At 49.5% G+C, this 13,120-nt stretch carries 12 protein-coding genes; all 12 read right to left on the bottom strand.

What is annotated here, in order from left to right:
• Positions 1-130: 130 nt before the first annotated feature.
• Positions 131-1,063, bottom strand: a complete 933-nt coding sequence (locus DD586_RS06270; RefSeq protein ID WP_228669754.1) for a glycosyltransferase family 2 protein — start codon at positions 1,061-1,063, stop codon at positions 131-133.
• A gap of 30 nt (positions 1,064-1,093) precedes the next feature.
• Complete coding sequence (locus DD586_RS06265) at positions 1,094-2,365, bottom strand: oligosaccharide flippase family protein (RefSeq protein WP_012883968.1); 1,272 nt, start codon at positions 2,363-2,365, stop codon at positions 1,094-1,096.
• The gene (locus tag DD586_RS06260) at positions 2,362-3,282 is read right to left on the bottom strand and encodes a glycosyltransferase family 2 protein (RefSeq protein WP_012883967.1); all 921 of its coding nucleotides are present in this window, start codon (positions 3,280-3,282) and stop codon (positions 2,362-2,364) included. Before DD586_RS06260 ends, DD586_RS06265 begins: the two co-directional genes overlap by 4 nt.
• A gap of 80 nt (positions 3,283-3,362) precedes the next feature.
• The gene (gene rfbD, locus DD586_RS06255; RefSeq protein WP_012883966.1) at positions 3,363-4,220 is read right to left on the bottom strand and encodes a dTDP-4-dehydrorhamnose reductase; all 858 of its coding nucleotides are present in this window, start codon (positions 4,218-4,220) and stop codon (positions 3,363-3,365) included.
• Positions 4,217-4,753 (bottom strand): dTDP-4-dehydrorhamnose 3,5-epimerase, encoded by a 537-nt coding sequence (gene rfbC / locus DD586_RS06250; protein ID WP_012883965.1) that lies wholly within the window; start codon positions 4,751-4,753, stop codon positions 4,217-4,219. Before rfbC ends, rfbD begins: the two co-directional genes overlap by 4 nt.
• A gap of 1 nt (position 4,754) precedes the next feature.
• A complete protein-coding gene (rfbA, locus tag DD586_RS06245; protein ID WP_012883964.1) occupies positions 4,755-5,624 on the bottom strand; it encodes a glucose-1-phosphate thymidylyltransferase RfbA in 870 nt (289 codons plus the stop codon).
• A gap of 25 nt (positions 5,625-5,649) precedes the next feature.
• On the bottom strand, positions 5,650-6,714 hold the full coding sequence (gene rffG, locus DD586_RS06240; protein WP_012883963.1) for a dTDP-glucose 4,6-dehydratase: 1,065 nt from the start codon (positions 6,712-6,714) through the stop codon (positions 5,650-5,652).
• A gap of 24 nt (positions 6,715-6,738) precedes the next feature.
• The gene (gene wcaJ, locus DD586_RS06235; protein WP_012883962.1) at positions 6,739-8,145 is read right to left on the bottom strand and encodes an undecaprenyl-phosphate glucose phosphotransferase; all 1,407 of its coding nucleotides are present in this window, start codon (positions 8,143-8,145) and stop codon (positions 6,739-6,741) included.
• Between the two features lie 25 nt (positions 8,146-8,170).
• A complete protein-coding gene (locus DD586_RS06230; RefSeq protein ID WP_012883961.1) occupies positions 8,171-9,088 on the bottom strand; it encodes a glycosyltransferase family 2 protein in 918 nt (305 codons plus the stop codon).
• A gap of 75 nt (positions 9,089-9,163) precedes the next feature.
• Positions 9,164-10,021: a glycosyltransferase family 4 protein gene (locus DD586_RS06225; RefSeq protein ID WP_226511625.1), complete on the bottom strand. Its 858-nt coding sequence runs from the start codon at positions 10,019-10,021 to the stop codon at positions 9,164-9,166.
• A 328-nt stretch (positions 10,022-10,349) separates the two neighbouring features.
• Positions 10,350-11,552: a glycosyltransferase gene (locus tag DD586_RS06220; protein ID WP_012883959.1), complete on the bottom strand. Its 1,203-nt coding sequence runs from the start codon at positions 11,550-11,552 to the stop codon at positions 10,350-10,352.
• A 290-nt stretch (positions 11,553-11,842) separates the two neighbouring features.
• The gene (locus DD586_RS06215; protein ID WP_012883958.1) at positions 11,843-12,997 is read right to left on the bottom strand and encodes a glycosyltransferase family 4 protein; all 1,155 of its coding nucleotides are present in this window, start codon (positions 12,995-12,997) and stop codon (positions 11,843-11,845) included.
• Positions 12,998-13,120: the final 123 nt, after the last annotated feature.

Raw genomic sequence — 13,120 nt, 5'->3', positions numbered from 1 at the left:
ATGTTGGGTATATTGGTGTTACTACTATTTATCCAATAAAAAACAGATTCAGCCTGCAGACTTAATGCAGACTGCCATCAGGAATAATTAATATGACACATTGATAGATTTATTAATAAAACCAAGGAAATTAACTGCAGCGAGGATGTTTTCCACGAAAAAAAGCCTGAATGGCAACCAAAACCGTTTTAAAGCGTAACCGAATAAATTGTTTAAACAGCCGCCAGCCAAGATGGTAATACAAATGAAACTGGGGATAACGACGCGCTGACACCGCCAAATCAATCAAGTTTTCCGTTATTCTGAATTCACTTTCTTTCTTTTCAGAACGAGAAAGCGCATGCTCCAGATAGCAACTACTTTTCAGCAAAAAGGTTTCGCCACATGCGCTCAGCCGGTGTATACGACGAAATACACTGACATCAACCCCGTACAGCGCATAGTTTTCATCAAATAATGACAGTCCATAGCGCTCGAACACATCCCATAGCCGACGGTGAATAATCAACCCTGAACCAATAGAAAATGCCGTTGCCGGATCCAACTCCTGATAATTCAATACAATCTCCCCTTGGGATACCGGGTAGTAGGTTTTGTAATTAATACTGGAAATAATCCTGGGGCACTCAATATCTGCCTGGGTGTGTTCTACCGCGAACCAGAAGGATTCATTTATGGTGGTATCATCATCCAGAATGACCCATCGCTCCACCTGCAGATTACTCATGATAAATTGATTATAGACCTGACTTAACGGCTTGTTCTCCAGGCAATTCACCAATTCAACTTGCTCATAAATCGTTTTCAGCCGCAGAAAAAAAGCATCTTCCTCAGAAATACGAAACGGCCCGTTATTATGAATAGTTAACTTAACATGTTTAAATGGATGTTGAATCAACGTCTGTAACGTTGCCGATGATTCCAGTCCTTTATTGTACAACACCACCAGAATGGCATTTCTTATCATGACTCTCTCCTGGGAAAACAGGGTTGCAACAGTGACTCCATTCAGATACTCGGTATTATCCCTGTTTATGCTTAAATGCTGATACCGTCGTCCCATTATTGATGGGATAGCTATTGATGGGTTAGCTTATTGGGATAACCCTGCCATCCGATTACCCAGCGTGTTCTTTTTCATCACCATCCCAAAGAAGAGTACGGTAATGATAAGTTCCGTCGCCCCGACTGCAGCGGCGATGCCATAAACCCCCCACCATTCGGCGAAGAAAAACAGATAGGAAAAGTGGCATAACAGCCCAACGAAATAGACGCGTTTTAGATAAAGGCTCAACCCGGCTGGAATAATGATCAGATTAACCAAAATGATCGACAACGAAATCACAAATTGCGTGACTATCATGATGGTCAGCAGAGCATTGATATTGTACTCCTTACCGAATACCCAGTGGATTAACGGCGCCCCCACCAACAGGTTGCCCAAAAAAGCGCAGCCGGTCAGCAACGAAAATATCATGAGAACCTTCTTCAACCGGGCCCGAATGGCGCTGTGCGCCTGCTGATTGTACAAACTGCAAATATGGCTGAAATTGCCTTGCACAATCGGGTTATACAACTGACGCAATACGGATGCCAGCCGGTCCGCCACCGCATAGTGACCCAATGCCGCATCGCCAAACAGAAATTTGATGACGACTGGGTTGAGATAGGTGAACCCTAGCGTGAATAGCGACGCGGAAAAGTTGTGAAAACTCTCTTTCATTTCATCTATCACGGTTTGTCGATTGATACCTGACAACTGCCAGCTTACCGATTCACGACGTTTCAACTGGCACTGAATTACCAGACCGACCAGCACCGGTGGAAGCAGTTGAATCAATGCCGCCAGATAAATATCCGCCGGTGAAGCCACCAGCAAAAAAATCAGGCCCAGCGCCAACACGCGAAAAATCAGGTTCAGGATAGCCAGGTGGGAGTTTTTCCCCAACCCTTGAAATAACCAGGCGGCTGACAACAACGAACTTAACGACGACACCAGACCAATAAAAAACAGGATACCGTCCATTTTCGACTGCGCCGTTAACAGGTCCACCACCGTACCTGCCACCATCATCACCACAAATAACACGGTCTTGGCACACTGCACATTCGAATACAGGACATTAATCGCTGCCATATTACCAGCATGAGCGCTGACCTTTCGGGCAGCAGAAAAGTTAAAACCAAAATCGACAATAAACAGCGCGATAAAGCTGATGGACTGGGCGTAACTGAGTTTTCCGAAGAACTCCGCCCCCAACACTCTGGCAAGGTAGGGAAACGTCACCAGCGGCAGCAGCATGTTGGAAATCTGGATAACGTAGAGAGAGATAACTTCGCGCTTTATTGCCTTTTTATCACTCATACCATCCACCAGATTGCACAACTCAGCAGCTTACGCTCGCCGTTACGTGCCCGCCGCATCAATGACAGCTTGTGCCGTACTCCAGCCTCTCCACGGATCACGCGTAGAAAATCAGTATGGTCAGACTGGTGCTGCTGACAAAAGTGTTTCAGGGCGCTCAGCATCATGTGGCTGTGCTTGCGAGTGGTGGGGTAACTTCTCAGGCACAACAGGCTGTCCGGTAACAGACGTTTTCGCAAAATACCGGGCGCACCGACGGTATTGTCACCGTGCTGACGGTATTTAATCAGCGGCTGATCCACATAGCTTATTTTACCGCTATGAGCGGCGATCATCGCAATCCACCAGTCGTGCATGCGGATATCGTCCGGCATCGGTTCTATCAACTGTTTCAACGCGCGGTTAAACAACATAGCACAACCCGGGATATGGTTGCTGACGACAAAATCCTCCGGCTGGCTGGCCGCTGACGATTTAATCGACGCACGATAAAAAGAGGGGTACAGCGGCTCCAATACCGTATCCACAATTTCCAGATCGGAAAACGCCAGCACCGGCCTGGTTCCGCCCTGTTCATGGGATTTGACCTCGTTTAACAACAACGCCAGTTTTTCCGGTACCCAATAATCATCCTGATCGCACAGAGCGATATAGCCGTCTTCACAGCAGGCAATCGCGCGGCGGAAGTTTTTCATCGCGCCAAGGCCACCCTCGCCAGGATAAAGGCGGATTTTACCTTGCTGATAAAGCGCATGACTGCGCACTACATCCAGTGTGTTATCACGGGAACCGTCATCACACACATGGATCATGATGTTCTGATGTGTCTGATGCTGGATAGAATCCAGTTGCTGTTTGATATAACGCCCACCGTTATAGGTGGCCAACGCGATACTGATCCGATCGTGACCTGTCATCTCTGCTACCGAAGATAAGGAAGAAATACGAGAACGATATGCGGTAAATCCATCACAGGATTTACCGCGCCTGATGATTATCAGCGTAATTTAGGAATGATAGTGCTTAATGCCGCCCGCCAGGCGGACGGTGGTATGCCAAGACGGGCGATCTTGGCGCAATCCAGTGTGGAATACGCCGGTCGCGCCGCTGGCGTCGGATACTGCTCGGTGGTAATCGCGTTGACCACCGGTACACGGGCCAACACTTGCTGTTCATGAGCCAGGGTAAAGATAGTGCTGGCAAACTTATGCCATGATACTTCTTCATCACCACAGAAATGGTACAGCCCACCATCGGCCTGCTGCTGTAACAAACTTATAATGGCATCGGCAATATCACCGGCATAGGTTGGACAACCTCGCTGATCCGCCACCACCCCCAGGCTCTCGCGTTCCCGGCCCAGGCGCAGCATCGTTTTCACAAAGTTATTGCCGTACTCGCTGAATACCCAAGCCGTGCGTACAATCTGCGCGGCCGGGTTCACCTTCAGCACAACCCGCTCACCATCGAGCTTTGTCTGACCGTAAACACCTAGCGGGTGAGTGGTATCCGTCTCGATATACGGTCGGGTCGCAGTTCCATCGAACACATAATCGGTAGAGACATGGATAAAACGGGCCCCCTGCTGGCGAGCCGCGCGCGCCAGATATTCCGGCCCAGCCACATTGATACGCGCCGCCAGTTCCGGCTCCGACTCCGCCTTATCTACTGCGGTATAGGCGGCAGCGTTAACAATGGCATCCGGCTGCCACGACTTCACCGTCGCCTGCACCTGCGCTTCATCAGCAATGTCCAGCGAATCAGCGTCCGTCGCCAGTACTGACCATCCATGCGGCAACCGATCCTGAAAACAGCGCCCCAATTGACCATTAGCGCCGGTTAACAACACTTTCATCCCCATAACTCCTTAAATGCTTTACCTTTTTTATCTTTATCCGATAACAAAGGCAACGTTATCGGCCAGTCGATGCCAATGTCCGGGTCATTCCATAACAAACAACCCTCATGCACTGGGTTATAATAGTCGGTACACTTGTATTCAAAATCCGCCAGTTCAGACAGCACCACAAAACCGTGCGCTAAACCGGGGGGGATCCAGAACTGGGTTTTATTCTCCTCCGACAAGTTTACACCAGCCCAACGACCGTAAGTGGGAGAATCAGGACGAATATCCACCGCGACATCAAACACTTCACCGCGCACTACACGTACCAGTTTTCCTTGTGGGTTAACTGTCTGAAAATGCAACCCACGCAATACACCTCTGGCCGAACGGGAATGGTTATCCTGAACAAAATCCAGGTCGATATCCAGCATCTCCTGATAGCGTTTTTTCTCAAACGTTTCCAGAAAAAAGCCTCTGGCATCACCAAACACCTTGGGTTGGATAATTTTGACGCCCTGTATCGCGGTATCACAAATTTGCATATCATACCCCTGTCAGTAGCTGTGCCAGATACTGGCCATAATGGGTTTTAGCAAGATAACGGGCTTCGTCCGCCACCTGCTCACGGGTCAGCCAGCCTTTGCGAAACGCAATTTCCTCAAGGCAGGCAACCTTGAAGCCCTGACGTTTCTCGATAGTGCTGATGAACTGGGATGCTTCCAGCAGGCTGTCATGGGTACCAGTATCCAGCCAGGCAAAACCACGCCCCAACACTTCCACGTTCAGCTGGCCCTGTTGCAGATACATCTCATTAAGTGTGGTGATTTCCAGTTCGCCACGCGCAGAAGGCTTAACCTGCTTAGCCATTTCCACTACCTGACGGTCATAAAAATAGAGCCCGGTGACCGCCCAGTTAGACTTCGGTTTACTCGGCTTTTCTTCCAGCGAAATAGCCTGCTTATTGTCATCAAACTCCACTACGCCAAAACGTTCTGGGTCCATCACCTGATAACCGAACACCGTCGCCCCCTCAGTACGGGCAGCGACACTCTCCAGTTTTTTACCAAAGCTCTGACCAAAGAAGATGTTGTCGCCCAGTACCAATGCACAGGGGTCACCGTCGATAAAGGTTTCGCCAATCAAAAACGCCTGTGCCAGACCGTCCGGTGACGGCTGCTCGGCATAGCAGAGATTCAGCCCGAATCGGCTACCGTTACCCAGCAACCGACGATACGCGGGCAGATCCTCTGGCGTGGAAATGATCAGAATATCCCGAATCCCGGCCAGCATCAGTACCGAAATCGGATAGTAAATCATCGGCTTATCGTAGATGGGCAACAGCTGCTTCGATACCCCACGGGTAATCGGATAAAGCCGAGTGCCGGAACCGCCTGCCAGTACAATGCCTTTCATTGAACTTTCCTTAACGAGAATACGATTAAAGGGGTAAACCTAAACGTTCACCGGTATAGGAGCCATCCTTAACGCCGCGCCACCAGGTTTCGTTCGCCAGATACCACTCCACAGTCTTACGGATACCGGACTCAAAGGTTTCCTTTGGTTTCCACCCGAGCTCCCGATATATCTTCGAGGCATCGATCGCGTAACGCAGATCGTGTCCCGGCCTGTCGGTCACGTGGGTGATAAGCTCAGCGTAATGGCGGATGCCGCTCGGCTTCTCCGGTCTCAGCTCATCCAGCAACGCACAGATGGTTTGCACCACCTCAATATTTTTCCGTTCGTTATGTCCGCCAATGTTGTAGGTTTCCCCTACCTCGCCGGTAGTAACGACGGTATACAGCGCCCGCGCGTGATCTTCGACGAACAACCAATCTCGAATCTGGTTGCCTTCGCCGTAAACCGGCAGCGGTTTACCTTCCAGCGCATTAAGGATCATTAGCGGGATGAGTTTTTCCGGGAAATGATACGGCCCATAGTTATTGGAACAGTTGGTCACCATCGTCGGTAAACCGTAGGTTCTCAGCCAGGCACGCACCAGATGATCGCTGGCCGCTTTAGAAGCGGAATACGGGCTGCTCGGCGCATACGGCGTGGTTTCGGTAAACAGATCGTCAGTACCATGCAGATCGCCATACACTTCATCGGTCGAAATATGGTGAAAACGAAACGCTTCTTTGCGTACTTGCGGTAACGCCGACCAGTACTGCCGAGCGGCTTCCAGCAACGTATAGGTCCCGGTGATATTGGTTTCAATAAAGGCGGAAGGCCCATCGATAGAACGATCAACATGGCTCTCCGCCGCCAGATGCATCACTGCATCCGGCTGAAAGGTCGTAAACACCCGATCCAGCGCAGCGCGGTCGCAGATGTTGACTTTCTCAAACAAAAAACGGGGATCGGCAGCCACCTCTTTCAACGATGCCAGATTGCCGGCATAGGTCAGGCAATCGACCACCATGACCCGGTCCTGCGTATGCTGAATGATATGACGCACCACGGCTGAACCAATAAACCCAGCCCCACCCGTTACCAGAATATTCATGAATAGTGACCTTTCAGAAATGAGTTAATACGCGGACTTGCCCACAAATCCTTTGAAAATTGTCAGAAAGATAATCTTGATATCCAGCCAGACGCTCCAGTTTTCGATATAAAATAGATCGCATTCCACCCGTTTTTCCATCTTCTCCAGCGTGTCGGTTTCACCACGCCAGCCGTTAATTTGCGCCCAACCGGTGATACCGGGCTTCATTTTGTGCCGCAGCATATAACCCTTGATCAGCTTGCGATACTGTTCATTGTGCGCCACCGCATGGGGTCGCGGCCCGACAATCGACATCTCACCACGAATCACGTTGATAAACTGCGGCAGTTCATCCAGCGATGTGCGGCGCAAAAACGCGCCTACCGGTGTAATACGCTTATCCCCCTTACAGGCCTGAATAACCGTGTCGCCGTTTTCCATCACCGTCATACTGCGAAATTTCCACACTTCTATCGCTTTGCCGTCCATGCCGTAACGCGTCTGCCGGAATATCACCGGCCCTTTAGAGGTCAACTTGACCAGCAACGCAATACCCAATAACAGCGGGGAAATAAGCACAGTAATCATCGACGCGACCACGATATCCTCCAACCGCTTGAGCAACCGGTTCACACCGCTCATCGGCGAGTCATACAGCGACACCACCGGAATGCCATTGATGATGTCACTACGGGACTGCAGTACGTTGAACGCCAGAATATCTGGCACCAGCATCACCGTGCAGGTGGTATCCGTCAGCTCTGATGTCAGGTGGTTGATCAGATCGGCCTCCTGCAACGAGAAGGCGATATAGATCTTGTCCAGATCGCCTTTGTGGGCCCGCCTGATCAGTTCTTCCACATCCCCCAGACAGCGGATGCCATTGCGCTCATAGCTGTACTGAAACTGACCGTTTTCAGAAAAATAGCCGATGATGTTCAGCCCCAACCAAGGTGCCTGTTTAATACTCTCCGCCAGATATACCCCGGCCGGTTGTGCGCCGATAAACGCCACATTAACCTTGTTGTAACCTAATTTCCGCAGATATTGTATCACGACCCGAATCAGGGTGCGTGATATCACAAATCCCGCCACGGTAAATAAAAACCAGACCGCATGAAAATGGTAACCAATATATTGGTTAGGTACTAAAGACAAAATACCAGCACCAAATGTAATGCTGAGCCCCCAATTAATAATCAGCGTGCGGATCTCGGCATACAATGCCACGCCACGCCATGAGCGATAAAAATGGGTAAAGCCCGCCAACAGTTGAAAAACAGAGAAACTGATCAAAGCAATCAAATACGATGCTGTTGATATTTCTTTTTTGGTTACCAGACATGCCAACACAACACTGACAAAGATTACAGCCATATCAGAAAAACGCTGTAATACCGATACCAGCGAAGGAATAGCATAAACCACATTTTCTTTTTTCCTGACCATAGTCGTTCACCTGTATGAGTAGAAGTTATTGCCAGAATCTTTTATGCATACTCAGTTTCCTGATTAAGCCATGAGGTATTTTTTGATAATGCTGCCCTAACTTATATCCCGCAATTTTCAGGGCATTGTGCACACAGGCACGGGGGATCCACAGATAATGATTTCTTTTCATTAGATAGCTGAGCTCGGAAAAAATAAACCGCGTACCTTCACCACCAGCGCCACCAAACGCCTCCCTAATCCATTTTTCGTCACAGTGGAAAACACCAATATCGAAATAACGTTTAAATTCCTCTATCGGCGTGTAATTATGTGAATGCTTGACCGCCGCTTGTGCAACATAAGCGACCCGATATCCCGCCAGTACCGCCTGGGCTGCCAGATACATATCCTCACTAAGAATAGTGTTGGACGGGAATCCCCCTAATTCATGGAACACCTTCACCCGGTAGGCGGCAAACGAATTCGAACTGAACACAGTCTTGATGCCATACTGTGTCTTATTCATCATCCCCATAATCTGGCTGCGAGAACGGTAATTAAAGCTGCGTGCATGACAGGCCAACGGGTTAGCGTCGTCATGCGGTAACTGACGTCCATACGCCACTGCTACCCGCTCATCGGCAAATGCCGACACAATCTCACGAATAAAATAAGGCTGGGGAATCGCATCCTGGGTCAGGAACACCACGACATCGCCGTCGCTCATTTCCACACCGAGGTTACGTGTCCCGCCGTGATTAAATTCGGCGGAGGTAATCGAGTGGCAGCGAAAACCATAGCGGGCAGCGACATCAAGCGAGTTGTCCCGTGATGACGAATCAATGACCAGCACCTGCTGAGGTGCTAATCTTTCAGCGACCAGACAGTCGTGCAGCGCCGACGCACACTGCTCCCAAATACTGCCGCCGTTATATACCGGAACTACAAAGTTGACTTTCATATCGCGTCTCTTGCACATCTGAATGGCACACAGGAATAGCGAAAGCGCTATTGGTTTGGTTACACCGCAGGAGTCTCAATGCTCCAGTACGCGTAACGTTTCAGATGCACACTGCTTCCAGGTCAGCGATCGGGCGAATGCCTCGCCCTTTTCCCGCATCCCCGTCGGCCCTTGCCCTGCAACCAGTTGGTGAATGCCTTCGGCGATAGACTCCACCGACAAGGGGTCGACCAGGATCGCCCGTTTCTCACACAACTCTTTCATTGATGTCGTGTTGCTGGTCAATACCGGCAGGCCGTAGCACATGGCCTCAAGCGGCGGCAAGCCAAAGCCTTCGTACATAGAGGGGTAGCAGAAGCCACGCGCGTGCTGATATAAACTCACCAGCGCTTCGTCGCTGACATGGCCGGTAAATACCACCGCCGGGTTGTCGGCCAACGCTTGCGTCCCGTCATCCTCAAAAACCCGTGATACGCCTTTCTTGCCTACAATCACCAGACGCATGTCCGTGTGGCTTTCCTGCCTGAAGCGTAGAAATGCCTTGATTAATCGGGGAATGTTTTTCCGTGGCTCCAGTGAACCCACCGACAGCAGGTAATCGCCATCCACCACTGGCAGACTTTTTCCCGTTTCACTACCGTCAGCCTCTGGCTGTAACACATCCACACCGTTATAAATCACTGACACCTTGCTCGCGGGTACCCGTAAATAGTGGATGATGCGTTCTCGGGAAAATTCAGAAATAGTGATGATGTGTTCTACTTTTTTCGCCAGACGCGGCTGCATAAATTGATACCAGGCCACAAATTTTTTATTCAGCCATTCAGGGTGATCAAAAGGCACGGTATCGTGAATAGTGACAATCTGATTTTTAACCAATAAAGGCCCAGTATTACAAGGAGACCATAATATTTCTCGTGAAGAGATATTCATTGGCAGAGAAAATTGCTCCCATAAATGCCCCTTCATACCGTAAATAACCCTGTCAGGCTGTATTGATGCCACCCTGACACCCTCAGTGGAAATATAATCAATAATCTTTCTGGTATAACGCTGCACACCGGTCGTGTGCCCCAGTAAATTACGTGTATTCACATACATGAATGACATCCCCTTCCGGTTACACTAAATAGTGAAACCGTTTAGATAAAATAAAATGTTTTGTTGGGATTCCCTATCCAAAGACAATGAGTTAATACATTTCTCGAGTTAATACATTGATCGGGTTAATGCATTTGTCTGATTAATACATTGATGTGTTTTATTTTTCCCCTTTGGCGGGCGATAAGCAATGCTGGTGGCATCCCGGTGTTAGTACTTTCATATAAGCATGCTCAAATTCACCGGCAATTTTCTCTGGCGTGAAGGCATGCAGTATTTCCACACTGATCGGTTCGACATGTTTATTAATTACTGACTCGAGAGAGCTCTCTTCCATGAAATAAATATTCGGTAATAGGCTCGATAATTCACTGACCGCGCCCATACGGTTAGTCAGTACAATCTTTCCATAAAACACACTCTCTACCACTACCCGGCCGAATGGTTCATGCCATTTCACCGGCAATACCACAATATCCACCTGTTGCATAAACGCTTCCAGGCTCACAAAGCCCAGTAACGTCACCCCGCTATTGCGAGCCTCCTCCACCAAAGGATTACCGGGATTGATATGCCCTGCAGCACAAAAGGCATATTCTGGATGATGACGGTAATGGCGGGCCAGCAGGCAAAATTCGTCAAATCCCTTATCCTGTGCCAGCTTGCCGATGAAACCGATACGCCCGCGCTTTCTGTTGTCTGAAACTACGGTGTTTGATTCAACGTCCTGAACCGCGGGCAGCACAATGTCATAAATGAACGACTGCGGTACACCAGGAAAAAATCCCGCCTGATGGTGACGTTCAAAAATAAACTGGCTAATACCGACATACCCATCCACCAGTCGGCTATAACGTCTTTTCAACCACGACAGCAGATGAATACTGGTAGAACGTGGATCCTGATTTTGCCCTCGGCTAAACAGCGTCGCATTTGGGTGAAACAGATAATAATCCCGACTGGTGTGCAGAATTTTCACCCCACAGGCTTTCGCCGCCGACCAGGCCGACACCGAAAATCCTGCAATATTGTTAGTGTGAACCAGGTCCGGCGCAAAATCTCGAATGACCTCCATCACGGTGGCACGCATATCACTGTTGTAGTGATCTTTCAGATGCCAGCGTATTTTCTGACAGAAAGACTTTTTTTCACCATCAAACGGCCAGTAATCGTTAGCTAACGGCACATAACACACGGCAACGCCATTAATTACCGTTTCACTGCGCTGCTTTTCCGGCGTCAGACACAGTACTTGTACCTGGTGATGCCGTTGAACCAACGCTTCCGCCATTAACTGCACGGAAACTTCGGCTCCCCCTACCTTATAAGGGTGATATAACGTATTAATAATCAGAATTCGCATGGTGCGTTGTCCCTGGCAAATACGGAGTCGGCACAGACGATAGCCGTCTTCTCCGTGTTAAATAAATGGTGTTAAAAATCAAATTGATAGCCAAACTAACCCAGAGCAAATAAAGCAATGCGTTAAAGACCTCATTCTTGATTGCGGCACCATGACAGCCAGTGCAACGTTATGCGTTTTCTTTATTCATCATTTCATAGGCAAAAGCGAAACTGCCTTTGTCTATCAATACACAGCTAATTGATTCAGCTCATGTGAAACACAGGATTGCGTTGTATTAAGCGGGTATCTCAGGCACCCAGTACGTTGCGGTACGCCTGTTCATATTCCTGTGCGACACGGCTGGGTGTGAAATGTGCCAGCATGTCAGGACAAAGCGGCTCAACATGCTCCATCACATTGTCCACCAGGGTCTCCTCCATGAAATAGATGTTCGGCAACATAGCAGCCAGTTCACCCACAGCCCCCATTCGATTGGTCAGAACCACCTTTCCATGGAATATACTTTCTACCACCACCCGACCGAACGGTTCGTGCCATTTCACCGGCAACACCACCACATCGACCTGTCGCATAAAATCTTCCAGACTGACGAAGCCCAACAATGTCACCCCACACTGACGGGCCTCTTCAACCAGTGGGTTATCCTGGGTGATGCGGCCTGCAGCATAAAAGGCATAGCCGGGTCGATGATGGTAATGCCGGGCCAGCGCGCAAAAATCATCAAATCCCTTCTCCGCCGACAGTTTGCCGATAAAGCCGATTCGTCTCACATCCGCCTGCCCGGTGCTCTCCTGACTTCCGTCACCGCTCCTGACTGCCGGTACCGTGTTATAAATAAAGGAGTGGTGGGCACGAGGGAAAAAACCCGCCTCGCGATGCATCTCGCTAATAAACTGGCTGATGCCGACATAACCATCGACCAGACGACTCAACCGTTTTTTCATGACTGACATCAGGCGGATAGCTGGCGCATCAGGATCCTGATTACGCCCTTCAGAAAACAGGGTGGCATTGTGGTGAAACAGGTAATAATCCCGGCTGGTGTGCAGAATTTTCACCCCGCAGGCTCTCGCCGCTGACCAGGCCGACACCGAAAATCCGGCAATATTGTTGGTGTGAACGATATCGGGCAAAAACGCCTGAATTTCACGCATGACCGCCCTGCGCATATCGCGGTTATAGTAGTCTTTCAGGTGCCAGCGTATCTTCTGAACGAAAGAGCGCTGTTGCCCGTCGAACGGCCAGTAATGATTTGCCAAAGGCAGATAGCACACCTCTACGTCATTGACTTTCTGCTCACTGCGCTGTGAGTCAGGCGTCAGGCATAACACCCGAACCTGATGGCCGCGTTGCACCAGCGCTTCAGCCAGCAACTTAACGGAAACCTCCGCGCCACCTACTTTATAAGGATGATATAAGGTATTGATAATCATAATTTTCATATTGGCTGTCCTTATTCTAATCGTTTATACCCGCCCTAATTCCTGATGCAGGTAAACGGGCCACCCTCGTTCCCCCCGTCCCTGACACAGCGTCGGAGGAACCACAGCAAGCGCCGCATCCCT

The sequence above is a fragment of the Dickeya parazeae Ech586 genome, from assembly GCF_000025065.1.
GTDB classification, from domain to species: domain Bacteria; phylum Pseudomonadota; class Gammaproteobacteria; order Enterobacterales; family Enterobacteriaceae; genus Dickeya; species Dickeya zeae.
Note: the sequence above shows the minus strand (reverse complement) of the source record. Positions and strands in the feature narration are given on the sequence as shown.

What these genes read in the sequence shown, in the direction of transcription:
- rfbD (WP_012883966.1), bottom strand. Translation starts at nt 4,220, where the DNA reads ATGAAAGTGTTGTTAACCGGCGCTAATGGTCAATTGGGGCGCTGTTTT.
- rfbA (WP_012883964.1), bottom strand. Translation starts at nt 5,624, where the DNA reads ATGAAAGGCATTGTACTGGCAGGCGGTTCCGGCACTCGGCTTTATCCG.
- rfbC (WP_012883965.1), bottom strand. Translation starts at nt 4,753, where the DNA reads ATGCAAATTTGTGATACCGCGATACAGGGCGTCAAAATTATCCAACCC.
- rffG (WP_012883963.1), bottom strand. Translation starts at nt 6,714, where the DNA reads ATGAATATTCTGGTAACGGGTGGGGCTGGGTTTATTGGTTCAGCCGTG.
- DD586_RS06270 (WP_228669754.1), bottom strand. Translation starts at nt 1,063, where the DNA reads ATGGGACGACGGTATCAGCATTTAAGCATAAACAGGGATAATACCGAG.
- DD586_RS06215 (WP_012883958.1), bottom strand. Translation starts at nt 12,997, where the DNA reads ATGAAAATTATGATTATCAATACCTTATATCATCCTTATAAAGTAGGT.
- DD586_RS06225 (WP_226511625.1), bottom strand. Translation starts at nt 10,021, where the DNA reads ATGAATATCTCTTCACGAGAAATATTATGGTCTCCTTGTAATACTGGG.
- DD586_RS06220 (WP_012883959.1), bottom strand. Translation starts at nt 11,552, where the DNA reads ATGCGAATTCTGATTATTAATACGTTATATCACCCTTATAAGGTAGGG.
- DD586_RS06260 (WP_012883967.1), bottom strand. Translation starts at nt 3,282, where the DNA reads ATGACAGGTCACGATCGGATCAGTATCGCGTTGGCCACCTATAACGGT.
- DD586_RS06230 (WP_012883961.1), bottom strand. Translation starts at nt 9,088, where the DNA reads ATGAAAGTCAACTTTGTAGTTCCGGTATATAACGGCGGCAGTATTTGG.
- DD586_RS06265 (WP_012883968.1), bottom strand. Translation starts at nt 2,365, where the DNA reads ATGAGTGATAAAAAGGCAATAAAGCGCGAAGTTATCTCTCTCTACGTT.
- wcaJ (WP_012883962.1), bottom strand. Translation starts at nt 8,145, where the DNA reads ATGGTCAGGAAAAAAGAAAATGTGGTTTATGCTATTCCTTCGCTGGTA.